Source organism: Streptomyces sp. NBC_00669, assembly GCF_036226785.1.
Classification (GTDB): Bacteria; Actinomycetota; Actinomycetes; order Streptomycetales; family Streptomycetaceae; genus Actinacidiphila.
On sequence record NZ_CP109018.1, the window covers coordinates 534,822 to 556,268 of the forward strand.

At 75.8% G+C, this 21,447-nt stretch carries 13 protein-coding genes; 9 read left to right on the plus strand and 4 right to left on the minus strand.

The window, feature by feature from the left end; translation table 11 throughout:
* Window positions 1-291 precede the first annotated feature (291 nt).
* The gene (locus tag OG896_RS02280) at window positions 292-2,574 is read left to right on the plus strand and encodes an FAD-dependent oxidoreductase (protein ID WP_329361873.1); all 2,283 of its coding nucleotides are present in this window, start codon (window positions 292-294) and stop codon (window positions 2,572-2,574) included.
* A 61-nt stretch (window positions 2,575-2,635) separates the two neighbouring features.
* Here the strand turns inward: OG896_RS02280 and OG896_RS02285 are convergent, their stop codons facing one another.
* On the minus strand, window positions 2,636-3,415 hold the full coding sequence (locus OG896_RS02285; RefSeq protein WP_329361875.1) for an IclR family transcriptional regulator: 780 nt from the start codon (window positions 3,413-3,415) through the stop codon (window positions 2,636-2,638).
* A gap of 180 nt (window positions 3,416-3,595) precedes the next feature.
* Complete coding sequence (locus OG896_RS02290) at window positions 3,596-4,306, minus strand: FadR/GntR family transcriptional regulator (RefSeq protein WP_329361877.1); 711 nt, start codon at window positions 4,304-4,306, stop codon at window positions 3,596-3,598.
* 596 nt (window positions 4,307-4,902) lie between these two features.
* Here OG896_RS02290 and lanL point away from each other — a divergent pair.
* From lanL to OG896_RS02320, 6 genes are all read left to right on the plus strand, one after another.
* Window positions 4,903-7,779, plus strand: a complete 2,877-nt coding sequence (gene lanL / locus OG896_RS02295; RefSeq protein ID WP_329361879.1) for a class IV lanthionine synthetase LanL — start codon at window positions 4,903-4,905, stop codon at window positions 7,777-7,779.
* Window positions 7,780-7,858: 79 nt separating this feature from the next.
* Window positions 7,859-7,987 (plus strand): ALQxL family class IV lanthipeptide, encoded by a 129-nt coding sequence (locus OG896_RS02300; RefSeq protein WP_328472820.1) that lies wholly within the window; start codon window positions 7,859-7,861, stop codon window positions 7,985-7,987.
* A gap of 26 nt (window positions 7,988-8,013) precedes the next feature.
* On the plus strand, window positions 8,014-8,133 hold the full coding sequence (locus OG896_RS02305; protein ID WP_329361881.1) for an ALQxL family class IV lanthipeptide: 120 nt from the start codon (window positions 8,014-8,016) through the stop codon (window positions 8,131-8,133).
* A gap of 13 nt (window positions 8,134-8,146) precedes the next feature.
* A complete protein-coding gene (locus OG896_RS02310) occupies window positions 8,147-8,266 on the plus strand; it encodes an ALQxL family class IV lanthipeptide (RefSeq protein ID WP_329361883.1) in 120 nt (39 codons plus the stop codon).
* A gap of 119 nt (window positions 8,267-8,385) precedes the next feature.
* The gene (locus tag OG896_RS02315) at window positions 8,386-10,272 is read left to right on the plus strand and encodes an ABC transporter ATP-binding protein (RefSeq protein WP_329361885.1); all 1,887 of its coding nucleotides are present in this window, start codon (window positions 8,386-8,388) and stop codon (window positions 10,270-10,272) included.
* Window positions 10,262-12,007 carry an ABC transporter ATP-binding protein gene (locus OG896_RS02320; protein ID WP_329361887.1) on the plus strand — a complete coding sequence of 582 codons (1,746 nt, stop codon included), beginning with the start codon at window positions 10,262-10,264 and terminating at the stop codon, window positions 12,005-12,007. Before OG896_RS02315 ends, OG896_RS02320 begins: the two co-directional genes overlap by 11 nt.
* Before the next feature lie 299 nt (window positions 12,008-12,306).
* Here the strand turns inward: OG896_RS02320 and OG896_RS02325 are convergent, their stop codons facing one another.
* Both OG896_RS02325 and OG896_RS02330 read right to left on the minus strand, forming a co-directional pair.
* On the minus strand, window positions 12,307-15,042 hold the full coding sequence (locus tag OG896_RS02325; protein ID WP_329361889.1) for a helix-turn-helix transcriptional regulator: 2,736 nt from the start codon (window positions 15,040-15,042) through the stop codon (window positions 12,307-12,309).
* Between the two features lie 345 nt (window positions 15,043-15,387).
* On the minus strand, window positions 15,388-16,803 hold the full coding sequence (locus tag OG896_RS02330) for a helix-turn-helix transcriptional regulator (RefSeq protein WP_329361891.1): 1,416 nt from the start codon (window positions 16,801-16,803) through the stop codon (window positions 15,388-15,390).
* Window positions 16,804-17,235: 432 nt separating this feature from the next.
* Here OG896_RS02330 and lanM point away from each other — a divergent pair, with 432 nt between their 5' ends.
* Together lanM and OG896_RS02340 are read left to right on the plus strand one after the other, a co-directional pair.
* Window positions 17,236-21,177 (plus strand): type 2 lanthipeptide synthetase LanM, encoded by a 3,942-nt coding sequence (gene lanM / locus OG896_RS02335; RefSeq protein ID WP_329361892.1) that lies wholly within the window; start codon window positions 17,236-17,238, stop codon window positions 21,175-21,177.
* Between the two features lie 34 nt (window positions 21,178-21,211).
* Window positions 21,212-21,433, plus strand: coding sequence for a hypothetical protein (locus tag OG896_RS02340; protein WP_328472806.1), 222 nt, complete (start codon window positions 21,212-21,214; stop codon window positions 21,431-21,433).
* Window positions 21,434-21,447 lie beyond the last annotated feature (14 nt).

A 21,447-nucleotide genomic window follows, 5' to 3' on the forward strand; every position in this document is an offset into this window, starting at 1 on the left:
AATGGAGAAGTAGGTCTGGTCGGCGGGGCGGTAGCCGAAGGGCGGGTGCCGGTGGATTCATCCCATGGCTTGCCCGCCTCGCGGCCCGATGCCGACCCCGATGCCCCGCCGGCGTACGGCGATACGACCGGGCCGAGGCACGGGCGGCGACGACCTGAACGGCATCGCACGCACCCACTACCGGAGACCGTTCGCTTGGATGCATACTGTGCACATCGAGCGCGTTATATGGATGCCAGTTGCAGCGATGGTGACAGCGGGCGCGCCGCCGACGTGAGGGAGCACAGCACCATGCGGCACGAACACCACCACCACGACATCGTCGTGATCGGCGGCGGACTCGCCGGCGTGTGCGGCGCGATCGCCGCCGCCCGGCTGGGCTCGCGGGTGGCACTGGTCCACAACCGGCCCGTGCTGGGGGGCAACAGCAGCAGCGAGGTCCGGGTGTGGGTCTGCGGCGCGACGGCTCACGGGGTACAGCGGTTCGCCCGGGAGAGCGGCATCATGGGCGAGCTGTACACGGAGAACCAGTTCCGCAATCCCGAGGGCAATCCGTACTACTGGGACCAGGTCGTCCTGGACGCGGTCCGTGCCGAGCCGCTGATCGACCTCTACCTCAACACGGACGTACGCGAGGTCGAGGCGGACGGCCCCGAGGACGCCCGCGCCGTTCGCTCGGTCACCGGCTGGATGATGGGCTCCGAGCGCGTCCTCACCTTCACCGGCGAGCAGTTCCTGGACTGCACGGGCGACGGTCTGGTGGGCCATCTCGCCGGCGCCCGGTACCGGTTGGGGCGGGAGGCACGCCGCGAATTCGGTGAGCCGTGGGCCCCCGAGGAGGCCGACGGGGCACTGCTCGGCTCCACGCTGCTCTTCTACACCAAGAAGGCCGACCGGCCGGTGAAGTTCGTGCCCCCGAGCTACGCCAAGGACCTGGCGACGACACCCATCCTGCGCAACCGCGTGCTGCGCACCGGCGACAACGGCTGCGACTACTGGTGGGTCGAGTGGGGCGGGGAACTGGACACCGTCCACGACAACGAGCGCATCCGCGACGAGTTGTCCGCCGTCATCGCCGGCATCTGGGACCACATCAAGAACTCCGGCGAGTTCGACGCCGACGACCTCGTCCTGGAGTGGGCGGGCAGCGTGCCCGGCAAGAGGGAGTACCGCCGCTTCGCCGGTGACCACGTGCTGACCCAGCAGGACATCCTGGAGCAGCGGCAGTTCGCCGACCGGATCGCCTTCGGCGGCTGGTCGGTGGACCTCCATCCGGTGCAGGGGATGTACGCGGAGGGGCCCGGCGCCCGGCAGCGGTACGCGAACGGGGTCTTCCACATCCCGCTGCGCTGCCTGTACTCGGCGAACGTCGGCAACCTGTTCTTCGCCGGCCGGAACATCTCCGCCACGCACATCGCGTTCGGCGCCACCCGCGTCATGGCCACCTGCGCGACGCTGGGCGAGGCGGCGGGTACGGCGGCGGCCCTGTGCGTCGCGGAGAAGCTGAGCCCGCGCACGCTGGCGACCGAGCACGCGGACCTGGTGGGCCAGGTGCTGCTGCGCCAGGACGCGTCGGTCATGGGCGTCGCCAACACCGACCCCGCGGACCTCGCCCGTACGGCCGCCCGGGTCACCGCGTCCTCGCACCTTCGCCGGCTGGCGGCCGAGCCCGCGCCGGGCGGCGGCTGCGAACCGTTCGCCCTGGAGCGTGACATCGGCATCCTGCTGCCCGTCCATCCGGCGCTGGAGTCGGTCGACCTCCTGGTGTCCGCCGGCGGCGGCGCCGACCTGACCGTGGAGTTGTGGGGCACCCTCCTGCCGGAGAACGGGGTCCCGCTGGAGCGCCTGGCCGGCACCCGGGTGGCGGTGCCGCCAGGCGGCCCCGGCTGGGTGACGGCGCCTCTCCCCTACCGCCCGGCGTCGCCCGCGAACGTGGTCCTCGTGGTGCGCGCGGTCCCGGGTGTCGCCTTGTACCTGGTGCCGGACCGGACCGAGGGGGTGCTCGCCCTGCGCCGCAAGGCGGACGGTGACGCCGCCGTCGATCACGACATACCCGAGGAGGGCGGCCAGCCGCTCGTGGAGTGGTCCGCCCGCGAGTTGCGCCGGCGCTCGTTCTGCTTCCGGGTCTCCCCCGAAACCGCCGCCTTCGCGCCCACGAAGGCGGTCGGCGGCTACCAACGGCCCTACGGCGGACCCCAGATGTGGGTCTCGCAGACCACTGCCGGGTCGGGCCGCGGCAGCGAGCACCTCCAGCTCGAATGGGACGGCGAGCAGGAGCTGCGGACGGTCCACCTGGTGTGGGACGACGACGTGGACGAGTACCTCAACAACCTGCACCGGCACCGCACCCCGTTCGAGGTGATGCCGGAACTGGTGCGCGACTACCGCCTGCTGGCCCGCACCGCCGACGGGGGGTGGCGGATCGCGGCCGTCGTCGAGGGCAACCGCCGCCGCCACCGGGTGCACCGCTTCACCGACGAACCGCTGCGGACGACCGCCCTGCGCGTGGTGGTGGACGCCACGCACGGCGCGCCCCGCGCGCACCTGTTCGCGGTCCGGGCCTACCGGGACTGACCGGAGCCGCCAGGAGTGACGGGACCTGCCAGAAGTAATGGGACCTGCCGGACCGGCCGGGTCAGTGTGCGCCGAGCGCCTGGCTGACCGCGTCGGCCGCCTCGATGACCTGGCGGGTCAGGTCACCGCTCCGGCCGGCTCCCTCGTTCTCCTCGGCGAGCAGCGAGGCCGGGCCCCACAGCGAGACGGCCGCCACCACCTGGTCCGCGGCGTCCCTGACGGGTGCGGCCACCGAGGCGCGGCCGAGGGCGCGTTCCTCGGCCTCGGTGGCGTAGCCGGTACGGCGCACCTCGTCCACCACGGAGTCGAGCCGGTCGTGGGAGGTGATCGTGTGCTCGGTCGGGGCTTCCAGGTCGGGGCCGAGCAGGTCCCGGCGCTCGGCCCCGGTCATCCGGGACAGCAGGCACTTGCCCATCGCCGTCGCGTGCAGCGGCGCGGTGTGGCCGGCCTGCGTGTAGGCCCGCGGTGTGCGCGCGCCTTCGAAGTTGGCGAGGAACATCAGTTCGCCGCCGCGCCGGATGCCGACATTGGCGCCGAGACCCGTCCGTGCGGCCAGCGCCTGCAGCACCATGCGGGAGGCGCGGTGCACCGGGTCGGCGTTGAGCGCGACGGCGGCCAGCGACACCGTACCCAGGCTGAGCCGGTACAGGCCGCTGACCGGGTCGCGTTCCACCAGGTCGAGTTGTTCGAGGGTGGCCAGCAGGCGCGAGGCTGTGGACGCACCCAGCCCGGCGCCGGCGGCCACATCGGACACCCGGCGCTCCGGCCGCCCCTCGGCGAGGGCCCGGAGCACGGCGGCGGCCCGCTCCACGCTCTGGTTGGTCCCCTGCTCTGCCGCCATTCCGGTCTCCTCTGCAACTTCCATGCACATTCTGCAAGCAGTCTATCCGGAGGCCGGACGCAAGGCGGTCGTCGTATCGGAGGACGGCCCCCTCGTGACCGCGTGACCGCGTGACCGCGTGCCCGCGTGCCCGCGTGCCCGGGCTGCCGCGACCGGGCCCGCCAAGGGGCCGCCATGCGGCTACTCCTCGGTGGCGGGCCGGTCGGCGTTCCCGGAACCCAGGTGGCGGCGCAGCCACTGCTCGGTCGTGCTCACGTGCATCAGGGCCGCGGCCTGCGCCATGACCGGGTCCCTCGTCTCCAGGGCCGCGTAGATCGCCTCGTGTTCGGCGACGGCCTGGCCCGCGGCGTTGTCGTCGACCATCCCGCGCCACACGCGGGAACGGATGGTACGACTGGAGATGCCGTCCAGCAGGCTGGCCAGCGTGGCGTTCCCTGCGGCCGCGATCACCGCGCGGTGGAAGGCGGCGTCGTGCTCGTTCAGAAGTTCCACGTCGTCGCGCGCCCGGATCATGGCGTCGAGGTGCCGTCTGACGTCGAGGAGTTGCCCATCGGAGATCCGGCCGGCGGCCAGCCCGGTCGCGGCGGGCTCGAACAGCCTGCGCACCTCGGTCACTTCCAGCACCGTGTCGCTGCGGAGGAGTTCGACCGCGGAGCCGATGCCCTCCAGCAGCAGGGCCGGTTCCAGGCTGGTCACGTAGGTCCCGTCTCCGCGCCTGATCTCCAGGACGCGCGCGACGACAAGGGCCTTGACCGCCTCCCGCGTCAGGTTCCGGGAAAGGCCCAACTCGGCCGCCAACTGCTGTTCCGGCGGCAGTTTGCCACCGGGTGACAATTCGCCGGACCGAATGAGTTCCCTTATCCGGGCGATTGCCTTGTCGGTCAGCGACATCGATCGAACCACGCCTTCCCCTGCTCCCGCCGGGATACTAGCAGGTCATCCCATGTCCAGAAGAGGGACGGCTCGGCTTCCCCCGCGCTCAGGCGCGCCCATGTGCCGCCAGGAATGGCTGTCGGTGCGGCCATTCACGGAAAGGGGCAGGAGCCCTTGGATACTCGGCATCTCCGGCCGGCCGGAAGGAATTCGCCGCGGCCGGTATCGGCCCATTGCGGGCGGCGGTGCCCGGCACCGCGGCCAAAGCCGCAGGACGCGCCCGACCTGGCCCGATGCCGGGTCGGACGCATCGTCGCGGCCGTCAGGGGCGGGGGCTCACCGCCACGTCGGCGACCGAAGGCAGGCCGTTCGCCAGTGCCGGCGGGATCGCCCTGCCGCGGGAACCGGGCCCGAGCGGTGGGTCCGTGAACTGACGGCCTGACGCTGACGGTCTGACACTGACGGCCCGACGCTGACGGCCTGCACCCGGGGCCGCCGGCGGCGCCGAGCATAGGGATTCCCCCAATGCTCGGCGCCGCCGGCCGCGGCGAGAGTGGACCCGTTCGCGAGCCGGGCGTCCGGCTCCGTCAGCCGGGCGTTGGGAGTGGGTCCTCTTGCTCACATTTTCTCTGCGGGACGTGGTGCGCTCCGTGCTCACCGCGCTGGACGAGGAAGACTGGCAGGTCGAAGAGGACGGCGTCTGGTGCCGGGTGACTCCTCCGCAGCACGAACCCCGGGTGCAGGGGTGGAAGCTGCACCTTTCGGCGACCCGGCTGTCCGCGCCGGAGGTCCTGCACCGGGCCGCCGGGGTACTGGTCCGGGCCGGATGCGCCTTCAAGACCGCCCGGGACCTGCAGACCGTGGAGGAGATGACCTCCGGCAACCACGACCGCGCCCAGTGCGGCAAGATCATCACCGCGTATCCGCGGGACGACGACCAACTGCGGGAGCTCGCTGCCCGGTTGGACGACGCGACTGCCGGGCTGCCCGGCCCGGCCATCCTCTCCGACCGCCCCTACCGCAAGGGCGGCCTGGTGCACTACCGCTACGGCGGCTTCCACGGCGTACGGGTGCTGGGCAACGACGGCTCCTTCGACGTACGCCTGCGGGCCCCGGACGGGACGCTGGTGGACGACCACCGCAAGGCGTGGTTCAGCCCGCCGCCCTGGGCGGAGTTGCCGTTCCCCGGCGGCCCGGGACGTCCGGCCACCGCGCAGAGCGCCAAACCGGTGCTGCTGGCGGACCGGTTCGTCGTGCGGGAGGCGATCCGGCACTCGGCGCGCGGCGGGGTGTACCGGGCACTGGACCAGCGCACCGGGGCCGAGGTCATCGTCAAGCAGGCCCGCGCGCACGTGGCGGTGAACGTGACCGGCGAGGACGCCCGGGCCTGCCTGCGCCGGGAGGCCGCCAACCTCACCGCGCTCACCGGGCTCTGCACCGAGCTGGTCGACCTCTTCGAGGAGGACGGCCACGCCTTCCTGGTGCAGAGCCTGGTGCCCGGGCAGGCGCTCGCCTCCTGGGTCACCGACCGGCGGGCCGAGCCCGGGTTCATCCCCGTCCCGCAGGTGCTGGCGCTGGCGGAGAAGCTGCGTGCGCTGCTCGACGAGGTGCACCGACGCGGCGTCGTCTACCAGGACTTCACGCCGAACAACATCATGGTCACGCCGGAGGACCGGCTGGTGCTGATCGACGCGGAGTGGGCCACCACCCCCGGCACCCGTATCCTGCGCGTGCACACCCCCGGGTTCGGCGCGCCCGAGCAGACCGCGGAGCCGCGGGTCGGGCCCGCGTTCGGGACGGAGGTCGACCGCTACGCCCTCGGCGGCGTGCTGTACTTCCTGGCCACCGGGATACCGCCGTCCTTCGCCCCGGACAGCTCGGACGACCCGCAGGGCGCGCACGGCTCGCACCGACCGTACGCCCCCGCCGGCCGCACGGCAGGCGAGCGCATCGCCCTGGTGCTCTCCCTGCTCGGTGAGGAGCGTCCGGCCGCCCGGCTGCTCACCCCGGCGATCCTCGGCCTGATGGCCGAACGCCCGGAGGACCGCTGGACGTCGGCCCGGCTGGCCGGGTTCCTCGCGGACGCGGCCGCCGGGACAGCCCGGGCGACCGGGGCAGCCGAGGTGACCGAGGCAGCCGCTGGTGCGGCGACTGACGCCGGGCCGACCACCGCGGAGACCGCGGGAGACGCGGCGACTGACGCCGGGCCGGCCACCGCGAAGACCGCGGGAGACGCGGCCGAGACGGAGACCGTGCCGGTCCCGGTCTGGTCGCGCGGCGGCCGACCCGACCGCCCCACCGCGGGCCGCGAGATCCGGGCCGGGCTGGTGGACGACGGCCTCACCCACCTGCTGAGGGGCATGGCCGACCCCGAGGGCCCGGCCCAACGCCTCTGGTCCGGCAGCGCGTTCGGCGACGGCACCGACCCGTGCAACGTGCAGTACGGCGCGGCCGGCGTGCTGGGCACCCTGGTGCGGGCCGACCGGGCGCTGGACCGGGAGGAGTTGCGGGTCGCCGTCCGGCGCGTCGCGGCCTGGATCGACCGGCGCCGTACGGAGGTGCCGCAACTGCTGCCCGGCCTCTACTTCGGCCGCGCCGGCACCGCCTGGGCCCTGTACGACGCCGCCCGGCACCTCGGCGACGACACGCTCGCCTCGCACGCCACCGACCTGGCGCTCTCGCTCCCGGTGGTGTGGCCCAACCCGGACATCTGCCACGGGGCGGCCGGCTCCGGGCTCGCCCACCTCAAGTTCTGGCAGGCCACCGGGCGGCGGGAGTTCCTGGAACGGGTCGCGCGGTGCGCCGACGCGCTGGTCGCCGCCGCCGACCGCACCGCGGACCGGGTGGTCTGGCAGGTGCCCCCGGACTTCGACTCCAAGCTGGCGGGCATCCGACACCTCGGGTTCGCGCACGGCGTCGCCGGGATCGGCGCGTTCCTGCTGGCCGCGGCCGACGCGACCGGACAGCGGTCCGCCCTGGACCTGGCGGTCATGGCCGGCGACACCCTGGCGGCCGAGGCCGAACGCGGCCAGGTCGGCGCCCGCTGGCGCTCCGACCTGGACGAGAAGCCCGGCACCGGACTGATCTACCACTGGTGCAGCGGCTCCTCCGGCGTCGGCACCTTCCTGCTGCGGCTGGGGCAGGCCACCGGCGAGGAACGCCACCTCCGGCTCGCGCAGGAGGCGGCCCAGTCGGTCCGCGCCGCCGCCTGGACCTCCCCCACCGCCGTCTGCCACGGCCTCGCCGGGGACGGCGAGTTCCTGCTCGACCTCGCGGCGGCCCGGCCGGAGGGTCCCTACCGCGCCTGGGCCGAGGACCTGGCCACGGTGCTGTACGCACGGCACGCGGTCGTGGGGGGCCTGCGCCTCGTCCCGGACGAGGGCGCGAGCGCCTTCACCGCCGGCTACCAGACCGGAACCGCCGGCGTCATCAGCTTCCTCCTGCGGCTCGACCACGGCGGCCCGCGCCCCTGGATGGCGGACCGCCCCTGACCGCGGAGGGAACCCGCCCGTGTGCCCGCGACGGCACGCGGCCACCCCGCACACCACGCCACCCCGAGAGGAGGAACCCATGGACATCGACATCGACGCCCTGCAGGCCCTGCCGGCCGAGCAGGAGCCGACCACGCAGATGCTGTGCACCGTCACCTGCGGCTACGGCCAGACCTGCGGCGGAGAGACCTGTACCTCCACCAACTGAGCGCCACCACCCAGAAGGAGAAAGCCATGAACTCAGACATCGACGCGCTGGAACTGCTCCCCGGCGGCGACGACACCACGGAGATGGAGTGCACCTGGACGTGCAGCACCTACTCCTGCCCCGCCACCTGCACCCTCACCGAATAGTCCGGACAGACCGATGGAGCTCGACCTCGACGCTCTGCAGGCCCTGCCCGAGGACCAGGACACCGACGCGATGCAGTGCGCCGTGACCTGCACCTTCGACAGCTGTACGTACACCTGCAAGGTCACCGGCTGACGGCTCCGGCCCGTCACGGAGACCGGTCGGCAGCAGCGGGAGGGGTGCCGGACCTGTTCCGGCGCCCCTCCCGCGTACCCGGGGGACGCCCGCACGGCGAGGGGAAGAGAGGCGATCACGTGACAAGGAACGAACCGGGGCCGGGGGCGGTGCCGGGGCCGGGGCCGGGCAGCGGCGACCGCCCGCAGGGCGCGGGCCGGTTGCTGGCCGGGGCCGTCCGGCACACCGGCGGACGGCTGTCCCTGCTGGTCGCCCTGATGGTGCTGCGCATCGCCGCCGCGCTGGCCCTGCCCGCCCTGCTGGCCGCCGCGGTGAACGCGGTGCTGCACGGCCGAAGCGGCGTCGGCCCGGCGCTGGCCTGGGGCGCGGTGACCACGGCCGGCGCGGCCGGCGACACGCTGATGGCACCGCTCGGCGTCTCCTGCGCCGCGTACGGGACCCGCTGGCTGCAACTGCGCACGGTCGGCCATCTGCTCGGCCTGGGCGGGCGCTCGCCGGTGCCGACCGGCGAGGCGGTCACCCAGGTCACCCAGGCCGCCCAGCAGGCCGGGGCGCTGCCCGTCGCGGTGGCCGAATGGGGTGTGACGGTGACCGGTTCGGCCGCGGCGCTGGTCGCCCTGTGGTGGCTGGACTGGCGCTGCGGGCTCGCGTTCCTGGTGGTCGTCCCGCTGACGGTGCTGATCACCCGCCGCTTCGTGAGCCGGGTGACACGGGTCCAGAGCGGCTATCTGGCCGCCCAGTCGCGTATCGCCGTGCGGCTGCTGGCCGCGCTCTCCGGGGCCCGGACCATCCGGGCCTCCGGGACGCTGGACCGCGAGGTGACCCGGGTGCTCGCGCCACTGCGGGAGGTGTCCGCGGCCGGGTACCGGATGTGGCGGTTGCAGAAGGGCACCGTCTGGCAGTTCGGCCTGCTGCTCTCGCTCACCGAGGCGCTGGTGCTCGCGGTGGCGGGCCTCGGCGTCGCGGACGGGCGGCTCTCGCCCGGGGAGTTGGTGGCGGTGGCCGGATACCTCCAGCTCGCGTTCCCCGCGGTGCAGCAGGTCGACGTGTTCTTCACCCTCGCCCAGGCGCGCGCCGCCGCGGGCCGCCTCGCCGGGACCTTCGCGCACCCGGGTGTCCGGTACGGGACCGGGGCCCCCGGTCCGGGGGCGGGCGCGGTGTCCTTCCGCGGGATCACCGTCCTGGCCGCCGCGGCGGAGGGTGCGCAGCGGCCGACCGGGAGCTCGGCTGCCGAGCGCCCGACCGGCGCGCCGGTGCTGGACCGGATCGACCTGGACATCCCGGCCGGCGCCTGCGTGGCACTGGTCGGCCGCACGGCCTCGGGCAAGAGCGTGCTCGCCGGGCTGCCCGGCCGGCTCGCGGACCCGGACGAGGGCGAGGTGCTGCTCGACGGCCGCCCGGTGCGGGAGTTGGCGGAGGACCCGCTGCGGGCGGCGGTCACCTACGCCTTCGAACGGCCCGCCCTGCTCGGCGGCACCGTGCGCGAGACCATCGGCTACGGGCGGCCCGGGCTGTCGGAGGACACCGTGCGCGAGGCCGCGCGGGCCGCCGCCGCGGACGGCTTCGTCCGGCGGCTGCCCGACGGCTACGACACCCCGATGGAGCGGGTGCCCCTGTCGGGCGGCGAACGCCAACGGCTCGGTCTGGCCCGCACCCTGGCCCGCTCGGCCCGGGTCTACGTGCTGGACGACGCCACCTCGGGCCTGGACACCGTCACCGAGTCCGAGGTCAGCGCGGCGGTCACCGGCGCGCTCGCCGGGCGCACCCGGATCGTGGTGGCCCACCGGGTGGCCACGGCCGCCCGCTGCGACCAGGTGGTCTGGCTGGACGGCGGCCGGGTCCGGGCCCGCGGCACGCACGCCGAGCTGTGGCGCGACCCGGCGTACCGGGCGGTGTTCGCCGCGGACGGAGCCGAACACGGCACCCCGGGGCCGGAGGACGCCGTGCATCACGGCACGGGCGAGGAGAAGGGCGGGGAGCGGTATGCCGGACATCGTGGGATCTGACCCGGGGCTGCGGCTGCTGCGGGAGGCGACGGCCGGCTCCCGGCGGTCGCTGGTGCGGGCGTTGGGCTGGTCGGCCGTCCAGGCGGCGCCCGCGCTGGCCTCCGGCCGCATGCTGGCCACGGCCCTCGACCACGGCTTCCTGGCCGGCCGGCCGATGGTCGGGATCGGCTGGCTGGCCGGGATCGCCGCACTGTACGGCGTACGCGCGGCGGCCCAGCGGGCGGTGTTCGACCCGCTGGCCGCGATCGTCGAGCCGATGCGGGACGAGCTGGTGCGCCGGGTGGTGCGCGGGGCGCTGCGCCGGGCCGTCCACGAGGGACTGCCCGGGGCCGGGCCCGACGCCGCCGGGGTGACCCGGTTGAGCAGCCAGGTGGACGCGGTGCGCGGCACGGTCTCCGCGCTGCTGCGGACGGCGCTGCCGCTCGCGGTGAACCTGCTGGCCGCGCTGCTCGGCCTGGCCTCCCTCGACCTGCGGATGGCGGTCGTGGTCGCGGTGCCGCTGCTGGCGGCCGTGGCGGCCTTCGTCCCGGCGATGCGCACCCTCACCCGGCGCCGGGCCGCCTTCCTGCTCGCGGAGGAGCGGGTGGCCGCCGCCACCGGCTCGGTGGTCGGGGCGGCGCGCGACGTGGCCGCCCTCGGGGCCCGCCGCGAGGCGCTGGCCGAGGTGCAGCGGGCGGCCGCCGCCTCGGCCGGGGCGGCGACCACCGTGGCCTGGGCGAACGCGCTCCGCGTCCCGGTGATCCTGATCGGCGGCCAACTCCCGGTCCTGGGCCTGCTGCTCGCCGGGCCCTCCCTGGTGCGCCACGGGACGGTGTCGCCGGGGGCCGTGATCGGCGCGGTCAGCTACGTCACCGCGTACCTGATCCCGGCGCTCCAGCAGATGACCGGGTCGGTGGCCGGCTTCTGGAGCCAGCTCCGCGTGCTGGCCGCCCGGCTGGCCGCCACCTCCGCCCGGCCCGACCCGCCCGCGCCGGCGGAGGGTCCCGCGGGCGACGGCGACGCGGAACTCGCCGTGCACGGGCTCACCTTCGCCTACGGTCCGCACGCCGCCCCCGTCCTGCGCGACGTCTCCTTCACCGTCCCCGACGCCGGCCATCTCGCCCTGGTCGGGCCCAGCGGCGTGGGCAAGTCCACGCTCGCCGGGCTGCTGGCCGGGATCGGGCAGCCGGACGCGGGCCGGGTCACGCTGGGCGGGCGGGCGATCGCCGCGCTGCCCGAGGCCGAGCGCGCGGCTTCGGTCGCCCTGGTGCCACAGGAGGCGTACGTCTTCCCCGGCACGCTGCGGGAGAACATCGCCTACCTTTCGCCGGACTCCTCCGACGACACGCTGGACCGGGCCGCCGCGGCGGTCGGTCTGGGCCCGCTGCCGGCCCGGCTCGGCGGCTACGACGCCGAACTCGCCGACCCGGCGGGCACGCTGTCCAGCGGGGAGCGCCAACTGATCGCGCTGGCCCGGGTGTACGCCTCCCCTGCCCGCCTGGTGATCCTGGACGAGGCCACCTGCCACCTCGACCCCGCCGCCGAGGCCGCCGTGGAGGCGGCCTTCGCCCGCCGCCCGGGCACGCTCGTGGTGGTCGCCCACCGGTTGAGCAGTGCCGCCCGGGCCGCCCGGGTACTGATCCTGGACGCGGACGGCCACGCGTACGGCACCCACGCCGAACTACTCGCCACACACCCGGGATACGCCACCCTGGTCGGCCACTGGAACGCACCCCTCCCGACCCCCGTCCCCTAACACGGAGCCCAGTACAGGCCCCGCGACCCCGCACCGGCCCGCCGCCGAACCGTCGAACCCGACGCCGTCACACCCGGACCGGCCGCACCGAAGCGATGGCAGCCACCAGGGAGACCCGCCCGCGCCGCCCGGGTACTGATCCTGGACGCGGACGGCCACGCGTACGGCACCCACGCCGAACTACTCGCCACACACCCGGGGTACACCGCCCCTCCCGACCCCCGTCCCCTAACACGGCATCCGGTACAGGCCCCGCGACCCCGCACAGGCCCGCCGTCGAACCGTCGAACCCGACGCCGTCACACCCGGACCGGCCGCACCGAAGCGAAGGCGGCCACCAGGGAGGCCCGCGAACGGGCGCCGGTCTTGCGGAAGATCCGGGTCAGATGCGCCTCCACGGTCTTGACGGAGACGAACAGCGCGCCGGCCACCTCCCGGTTGGACATCCCCCGGCAGACCATGTCGAGGATCTGCTCCTCCCGTGCCGACAGGACCTCCCCCTCCCGGCTCCGGGGGCCCTGCCGCGCGGATGTCCGGCGCGGCCGGCTGGCCCCGATCCTGCGCTGGGTGTCGACGGCGACCCCGCGCAGCCAGCGGGCGCCCATCCGGTCGGCCCGCTCCTTCGCCCGGCCCGCCTCGGTGGCGGCGTCCTCCAGCCGGCCCACCGCGACCAGCCGCTGGGCCAGTTCGAGACGGACCCGGCACTCCAGGACCGCGAGGCCGGCCGCGGCCGACAGCTCCACCGCGGCGGAGAGCGACCGTACGGCGGCCTCGTCCGGCGTGTGCAGGGCCTGCGCGCGCAGGGCCTCGGCCCGTGCTCCGGCCGTGGGAAAGGCGGTGGCCCCCTGTGTGGCCCGGGTGGCGTACTCCCGGGCGCCGGCCGCGCCCAGGTCCGAGGCCGCCACGGTCGCCGCCGACCACCACAGCACCCGCACTCCGGCCACCGGCGGCCGATCCGTACCGCGTGCGGCCGGCAGTACCAGCGCAAGGCACTCCCCGGGCCGCCCCTGGGCCAGCCGGGCCCACCCGAGCACGCCGGCCGCCGCCTCCCCCAGCGCCCCAGGGCCCGGGTGCTGCCGCAGCACGTGATCAGCGAGATCCGCCGCGCCGTCCGGGCCCTCGCACCACAAGGTGGTCCACGCGCGCAGTACCCGGGCCCAGCCGGCCCGTTCACCGTCGCCGAGCAGCAGCGCGGTCTCCTCCGCCTCGCGGGTGTCGCGCAGCGCGGCGGACAGGCCGCCGAGCGCGGCATGCCCGTAGCCGCGGCCGAGCAGCAGCGGCGGCAACGCGGCAACGCGCCCCGTACGGCGGGCGATTCCCAGTGCCCGGGTGAGCAGCCGGAGCGCGTCGCCGTGCCGCTCCGCGAGGTTGAGGGCCCAGCCCAGGCGGGCCACGGCATCGAGCCTGCCGGCCACTTCGGGGTCACCGAGCGCGTCGGCCATCCGGACGGCGTCCAGGATGCCGTCGGCGCCGTCGGTCCCGGCCGGCCGGGGTGGATCGCCGGCCCTCGCCCCCGCCAGGGCGAGCGTGGCCGCGGCGTCCACGCGCAGCACGTCGGGAGCGCGGTCGGCGTGCCGAAGCGCCTGGTGGACGTGGCGGCGGGTGGCCGGCAGGTCCCCCTCGGCCGCGGCCATCGCGGCCTTCCGCAGGAGCAGGACGCGCTCGCCGCGGGCGCCGGGCCGCGGGTCCGCCGCCAACTCGCCGTCCAGCAGCGCCCGTGCGAGGCGGCTGCGCCCCAGGTCGGACTCCAGCCGGGTGTGCAGGTCCACGATCAGGGTCCTGTCGAGCAGGTCCCCGGGACAGGTCGCGGGCGTGGCGTCGTTCCCCGCGGCCTCCAGCAGGGCGGGCAGGAGCCGACGGCACTCGGCGTACTGCCCGGTGCGTTCGGCCGCGTGGTACAGCAGCGCCGCCATACGGAAACGCTCGGCGGGCCTGATGCCTTCGGGGTCACCTGGGCCGTCGGGGTCGGCGGAGTCGTCGTCGGGCAGGATGCGCAGGGCGGCGCGCAGCCAGGACGCCGCGGTGGCCGGCCGGGTGTCCAGCACGTTTCGCGCCGCGCGGGCCAGCAGGCACGCGGTCCGCCGGTCGCCCTGCTCGGCGGACCGGGCCAGATGCGGCGCGCGCTGCACGAGGGGTGCACCGACCCGGTCCAGCGCTTCCGCGGCTCGCGTGTGTGCGGTGATGCGCCGGCCCGGGGGCGTTCTGGCGTACAGCAGCGTGCGCAGCAGCGGATGGCGGAAGCGGAACAGCGGCGCGCCACCGTCGACCGCGCGGATCAGGTCGCGTGCCACCAGGTCGTCGAGCACGCTCAGCACCGCGTGCGTCGCGCGGTCGGCGACGGCCGCCACCAGCGCGGGGGCGAACGGATCGCCGAGCACGGCCGCGCAGCGGACCACCTCGATCTGCTCAGGGGCGAGCCCGTCGAGGGCGCGCAGCGGAGGGCAGTTGGCGGGCAGCGGGACGGTGCCCGGCGGGTGGTCGGCGGTCGCCAGCTCCCGCAACTGAGGCGACGTGAGGTGGCTCAGCACGCCGAGCCAGCCCGGGACGCCGCCGCTCAGCTCGTACAGCAGCCCCTCACGCATCGGGCCGGTGCCAGGGGGCAGTTGGGCGGCGAAATCCTCCGGGGTCAGCGGCCCGACCGGAATCCGGTGGGTCCGGTAGCTGTCGCTGGCCGCGGCGAGGCAGGACACCAGCCAGATCGGCGGCTGGCCGGTCGACACCGTGTACGTGATCACGGTCGGCACGGTCGGGCGCTCGGCCAGCAGGCGCCGCAGCGGTCGCGCCGTCTCGGGGCCGGCCCGGTCGAGGTCGTCCAGGCAGCGCACCACGCCGCGGCCCGGCGATGCCCGGACGACCTGGAGGCCGTGCGCCACCAGCAGACCGCCACGACGCGCGCCGGCCGCGAGTTCACCGAGCAGCCGGGTCCTGCCGCTGCCGGGTTCACCGGCGATCTCCACCAGCAGGGACGCGCCGTCGAGGCAGGCGCCGACCAACTCCTCGACGCTCACCGGGGTGTGAGTCGCTGTACGTCTCATCGTGGGTGGCGCGATCCTCTCCGTGTACGGCCTGTTCCCCGGCTCCGTGTACAGCCTGTTCCCCAGCCCCGTGTACGGCCTGTTCCCCAGCTCCGTGTACGGCCTGTTCCCCAGCCCCGTGTACGGCCTGTTCCCCAGCCCCGTGTACGGCCTGTTCCCCGGCGGTCGTGCCGGGTCCGCCGCTCCGGGCCGGGTGTCCGCGGCCGTCGGCGGGCGAGGCGGCGCCTCCGCGGCGGCGCCTCCCCCCGGGCGCGCCCGCGCGGTCGCCGGCGGGCGCGCGGGGGCGGGTCTTCGCCGCCGGACCGGGCAGCGGCGGACCGCGATCTGGCTCGCACGGGGCGGTGCTCACCCGTACGCGCCGACCGGGTCCCTGGGCTCCGGTGTCAGGAGCGCGGCCAACTCCCGGCGGTTGGCCGCCTGCGTCTTCTCCAGGAGGTTGGCCACGTGCCGTTCCACCGTGCGGTGCGACAGGTGGAGCGCGGCCGCGATCTCGCGGTTGGTGTGGCGGCGGCCGAGCCGGGTGAGCACCTCGAACTCGCGCACGGTCACGCCGAGGCGCCACAGCCGCTCGGGCACGTCGGCGCTGCCGTGCCGGCGCTGCCGCACCCGCTCGCCGAGGTCGCGCAACTGGCTGCGGCAGTGCCGGGCGGCGGGCTGTATCCCGTGCGCGGCGTAGAAGAGTTCGGCCTCCTGGAGCCAGCGGACCGGCTCGCCCCAGCCGTCACGGGCAGCCGTGCGGGCGACCAGCCCCAGGCCGAGGTGGCGCGCCGGCGGATAGCTCGCCGCGACCGCGCACGCCTGCCTGAGCGCGCTCTCCGCGGCGCGGGCATCGCCTTCGCGGCCGGCCAGCACGGCGTCGGCGAGGTGGACGAAGAACGCGTTCCACGGCAGCCGGCCGGCCGGGTGGGCGGAGATCGCCGCATGGTCGCGCCGGCCCGCCGAGCCGTCCACGCAGTCCAGCAGCAGGGTGAGGCCGTACGGGCCGCACAGGTGGTGGGTGTCGGAGCGCTCGCCGTTCCCCGCGCGGTCGCCGTCTCCGGCGTGGAGCTGGTGCAGGAGGGCCCGTGCGGCTTCGCCGGCGCCGTGCAGCAACTCGCAGACCGCGTGGCCGAGTCCCCGCACGATCGGCACCTCGTCCTCGCGGTCCCCGCGCCAGGCGTCGAAGCGCGCCGAGGCGTCGGCCAGCGCGTCCCGCCGGCCCTGGTGGGCGTGGATCAGCGCCTGCACGGCCAGCGCGTGGCTTCCGAGGCCCAGGAGCCCCAGCCGCTCGATGTCCACCCACGCCGTGTCCACCAGCGCGGCCGCCTGGGAGAAGCGGCCGCGGAACAACGCGTCCACCGCCAGCAGGAGTTGCCTGCGGGGGGCCTCGATCACCGCCGCGACGGCGCTCGCCTCGGCGACCGCGGCCTCCAGGCGCGCCGCGTCGGCCGACCGTGTCGCGGGGTGGCCGCCGAGCAGCCGCACCGCCTCCAGCCGGGCCCGCTCCCGCGCTCCCGGCGTCCCGTGCCGGACGGCCCGCTGGTAGGTCAGGACCGTCCGGTGGGGCCGCTGCGCCGCGAGGCGCCGGCTCGCGGCGCCGGCGGCCGGAGACCGCCGAGGGAGAGCGGGCCCGGCCGCGCCGGCCGGCCGCGGGCCGCGGCCCGTGGCGCCGGGCCGGAGGTCGTCCGCCGCGGAGGCAGCGGTGGACGCGCGGCTCGACGCGGGGGCCTGAACGGTGTCGGGGCTCTGCGCCGGCTGCTCGCGGGCTTGGTCATCGCGCATGGCGTGCCTCCACGGAGTTCGGGTACGTGCCGACGGCCGCGGCGCCGGGGCGGTCGGCTGAGATGAATGCGCGGGCGGTAACGGACGTTGCACGCATACCTGGCACCACCTCGATCCGGTGTCCCGCTCTCGGAGGTCCGCAGGAGCCCTGCGCGACCCGCACCACCGCCGTCCGGGCACGGCCGCACCCGCGTCGGCACGGGTGCGGTGCCGGGTGCGGCCGGACCGGAAACGTGCCCGCCCGCACCCGTGCTGCTCGGCCGTGCCGAGCCGTCGTCGTGATGGATCGAGCGTCGCCTGCCGGGTACCGGCTTCCTATGGGGACCGCCCCCCGCATTCCACCGCGCCCACCGGTCACGGCCCCCGCCCGCACCGGAATATGGGGGCCGTCCCCCATAGGAGGTGCGGGCCATCGATGGCAGGATCGCGGGCGTGATCGATCCGCAGACGTGGTGGACCGGCGGCGTGGCCTTGGCCGAGCGGCTGCCGCCGCCCCCGATATCCGCCGGCACCCCCAGCCTGGCGGAGAGTTGGCGGTCCGACTACTCCTCGCCCGCGCTGCTGCGGGCCCGGCTGGCGGACCGGGGGCTGGACGAGGACGGCCTGCGCGCCTTGCTCGCCGAGGAGCCCGCGGCCCTGGCCGGCCGGATCGAGAGGCCCGGCTGGGTCGGCACGGTCGAGGACGCGCTGGCCTGCGCTCCGCTCGACCCGCCGCTGCCGGCCGGCGGCTCGTGGTCGGCGGGATTCGCCACGGTGCTCGCGCCGTTCACCGAGACGGCGGCCACGCGGCTGCTGCGGGCGGTCGACCGGTACGGCCTCGCGGGGCTGACCGACCAGGAGGCGCTCCGCGGCTGCTTCACCGACGGGTTGGGCCGGGCGCTCGTGCAGCTCGCCCGGCGGACCCTGGTGCTCGAACTCAACGTCCTGAGAGTGCGCGAGCGGCTGCGCGGCAGCACTCCGGAAGGCCGGTTCCACGACTTCGTCCGGCAGACCTCGGCCCGGGCGGGACTGCGCGCCCTGGTCGCCGAGTACCCGGTCCTGGCACGGCTGCTGGCGCAGACCTGCGACCAGGCTGTGGCGGCCTGGACCGAGTTGCTGCGGCGCCTGGTCGCCGACCGGACCGCGGTGGTCGAAGGTCTCCTCGGCGGCGTCGACCCCGGCCTGCTGGTCCAGGTGGACATGAGCGCCGGCGACCGCCACCAGGGCGGGCGGGCGGTCGCCGTACTGTCCTTCGAACACGGCGCCCGGGTGGTGTTCAAGCCCCGCCCGGTCACCGTGCACGGGCACTTCAACGACACCGTCCGCTGGCTCAACTCCCGCCTGGACGGCCTGGATCTGCGCGATCTGGCCGTGCTCGAACGCTCGGGCTACGGCTGGGTCGAGTACGCCGCGGCCGCACCGTGCGCGGGCCCGGCCGAGGTGGGCCGGTTCTACTGGCGGCTCGGCGCGCTGCTGGCCCTGATCCACGCGCTCGGCGCCACCGACATGCACTTCGAGAACCTGATCGCCTGCGCCGACCAGCCCGTCCTGGTCGACCTGGAGACGCTCTTCCACCCGGACCTGTCCGGGCCGGCGGGCGGCGACCCGGCGCAGGCGGTGCTGACGGCGTCGGTCGCGCGGACCGCGCTGCTGCCGTTCTTCCTGGTCGGCGAGCACGGCGTGCTGGACGTCTCCGGTCTCGGCGGTGACCGGGACACCCCGCTGCCCGGCGAGGTGACCGGCTGGTCGGCGCCCGGGACGGACGAGATGCAACTGGTCCGGACCGTGGGGGTGTTCCGCGGCTCGGCCAACCGGCCGCTGCTGCGCGACGCCGAAGCCGACCCCGCCCTCCACGTGGATTCCCTCGTCGCCGGCTTCCGGGCGGGCTACGACGTGATCGCAGGCCACCGTACGGAACTCACCGGCCCCGGCGGCCTGCTGGCCCGCTTCACGCACGATGTGACGCGTGCGGTGGTCCGTCCCACCCGCTCGTACGCGGTCCTGCTGGACGAGTCCACCCATCCCGACGTCCTGCGCGACGCGCTCGACCGGGACCGGCTCCTCGACACGCTGTGGCGCGAATCGGCCGGCGGCCCGGGGCTGCGCGCGCTGGTCGGCGCCGAGCTGGCCGAACTGTGGGCGGGGGACGTCCCCGTGGCCGCCTGCTCCCCCGGTACGACGGAGCTGGCGGTCGGCCCGCTGACGGTCGACGGCCTGGTCACCGAGTGCGGCCTGGCCCGGGCCGAGCGCCGGATCGCGGCGATGGGCGAGACCGACCGCTTCGACCAGGAGTGGATGATCCGCGCCACGCTCGCGACCCGGCGCCGCGACGGCGGACCGCGCGCCGCCGTCGCGCCACCCGGCCCGCCGGCCGCCACCGTGCCCGACGCCGAGCGGCTGCTGGCGACCGCCTGCGGCATAGCCGACCGCATCCTGGCCAGCGCCCAGGACGACGGCCGGCGGGTCAACTGGCTGGGCCTGGAGCCCCTGGACGACCGGATCTGGGCGGTCCAGCCGCTCGGCGCCGGACTGCCGCACGGCTACTGCGGCACCGCGCTCTTCCTGGCGGAGCTCGCCGACCTCACCGGCACCGAGCGGTACACCTCGGTCGCGCGGCGCGCGCTGGCCCCGCTGCCGGGCCTGCTCGCCGCGCTGGCCGACCGGCCGGCCGACCTGCCCGCCATCGGCGCGGGTTTCGCGGGCCTTGGCGGGATCGCCTACGCGCTCAGCCGGCTCGCCACCTTGCTGGACGACGCGGAGATCGCCGGCTGGGCCGCCGCGACGGTCGACCTGGCCGCGGCCGCGGCCGGTGCGAGCCCGCAGCCCGGGGTCCTCGACGGCGACGCCGGCTGCCTGGCGGCGATGGTCGCCGTGCAGCGGGCCACCGGGTCTGCGGCGGCGGGCCGCGTCGCGCGGGCCTGCGCCGACCGTCTCGCCGCCCACGCACCCGACGCCCTGCCGACCGGTGGTTTCAGCACCGGGGCCGCCGGCGTCGGTTGGGCGCTGCTGCGGTTCGCGGCAGCCGGCGACGCGCCCGGACACGCGGCGATCGGCGGCGGACCCGGACACGCGACTCCGGGCGGCGGACCCGGATACGCGGCACCCGGCGGCGGACCCGGGCACACCACGGCCGGCGGCCAGCCCGGACACGCGGGGGCCAACGGCCGGCCCGGCCACGCGACACCCGGCAGCGGACCCGGACACACCGCAACCGGCAGCCGGCCCGGTCACGCGGCACCCGGCAGCGAGCACGGGTCCACGGCAACCGGGAGTGGACCCGGCCACGCGACACCCGGCAGCGGACCCTGGCACACCGCGACCAGCGGCACACCCGGACACACCACGACCGGCGGCCAGCCCGGACACGCGGGAGCCAACGGCCAGCCCGAACACGCGACACCCGGCAGCGAACACGGGTCCACGGCAACCGGTAGTGGACCCGGCCACGCGACACCCGGCAGCGGACCCTGGCACACCGCGACCAGCGGTAAGCCCGGACACGCGACTCCGGGCGGCGGACCCCGGCACACCGCGACCAGCGGCCAGCCCGGGCACACCACGACCGGCGGCCAGCCCGGACACGCGACACCCGGCAGCGAACACGGGTCCACGGCAACCGGGAGTGGACCCGACCACGCGGCACTTGGCAGCGGGCCCTGGCACACCGCGACCAGCGGCACACCCGGACACACCACGACCGGCAGCCAGCCCGGACACGCGGGAGCCAACGGCCAGCCCGAACACGCGACACCGGCCAGCGGACCCCGGCACACCGCGACCGGCAGCACACCCGGACACACCACGACCGGCAGCCAGCCCGGACACGCGGGAGCCAACGGCCAGCCCGAACACGCGACACCGGGCGGCGGACCCGGATACGCGGCACCCGGCGGCGGACCCGGGCACACCGCGACCGGCGGCGGAGCCGCATACGCGGCGGCCGGCCTGGCCGCGCTGCGTACGGCGGCGGCCCGGTGCGCGACGGCCCCGGTCGGGACCGGCTGGTGCGACGAACTCTCGGGCACCGCGCTGGCGATCGCCGACAGCGCGGCCGCCGCGGACGTCCCCGAGCTGGCCGCGCTGCTGGATCTCGTGGTCGCGCGCGCCGCCGCGCCGACCGCGGGCGACCACAGCCTCTGCCACGGCGAGGCGGGAGCCCTCGACCTCCTCCTCGCCGCGTCCCGCGCGGGCCGTGCCCGGCCCGGCGCGGCCCTGCCCCGCGCGGCCGCGCTGCTGGCCGCGCTGGACCGGTTCGGCCCGCGCTGCGGGACACCCGACTCCGTCAGCAGCCCGGGGCTGCTGACCGGCCTGGCCGGCATCGGGCACGCGTTGCTGCAGCTCGGCTTCGCTTCCCGTGTTCCCTCGGTACTGCTGTTGCAGTCGCCGGCCTCGTGACCGCCCACCCCGGCCCTTCGAAGGAGAGCATCCGATGAGCGACAACGCCCTCGTCAACGTGTGGAAGAACCCCGCTGCCCGGAACGGGGCCGTCGTCGCCCACCCAGCGGGCGCCATCCGCCTGGGCACGGGTGCGGTCGTCGGCCGCCGCGCCCAGTTGCTGGCCGGCCTGGCCACGATGGAGGAGGAGCCCTCCACCGTGTTTCCCACCTACTCCCTGACCTTCACCTCCATGTGCGACCCCGGGGGTTACTGACCGCACCGGAGGAA

What these genes read in the sequence shown, in the direction of transcription:
- OG896_RS02310 (WP_329361883.1), top strand. Translation starts at nt 8,147, where the DNA reads ATGGAGCTCGACCTCGACGCTCTGCAGGCCCTGCCCGAGGACCAGGAC.
- OG896_RS02325 (WP_329361889.1), bottom strand. Translation starts at nt 15,042, where the DNA reads ATGAGACGTACAGCGACTCACACCCCGGTGAGCGTCGAGGAGTTGGTC.
- OG896_RS02285 (WP_329361875.1), bottom strand. Translation starts at nt 3,415, where the DNA reads ATGGCGGCAGAGCAGGGGACCAACCAGAGCGTGGAGCGGGCCGCCGCC.
- OG896_RS02300 (WP_328472820.1), top strand. Translation starts at nt 7,859, where the DNA reads ATGGACATCGACATCGACGCCCTGCAGGCCCTGCCGGCCGAGCAGGAG.
- OG896_RS02330 (WP_329361891.1), bottom strand. Translation starts at nt 16,803, where the DNA reads ATGCGCGATGACCAAGCCCGCGAGCAGCCGGCGCAGAGCCCCGACACC.
- OG896_RS02290 (WP_329361877.1), bottom strand. Translation starts at nt 4,306, where the DNA reads ATGTCGCTGACCGACAAGGCAATCGCCCGGATAAGGGAACTCATTCGG.
- OG896_RS02280 (WP_329361873.1), top strand. Translation starts at nt 292, where the DNA reads ATGCGGCACGAACACCACCACCACGACATCGTCGTGATCGGCGGCGGA.
- OG896_RS02340 (WP_328472806.1), top strand. Translation starts at nt 21,212, where the DNA reads ATGAGCGACAACGCCCTCGTCAACGTGTGGAAGAACCCCGCTGCCCGG.
- OG896_RS02305 (WP_329361881.1), top strand. Translation starts at nt 8,014, where the DNA reads ATGAACTCAGACATCGACGCGCTGGAACTGCTCCCCGGCGGCGACGAC.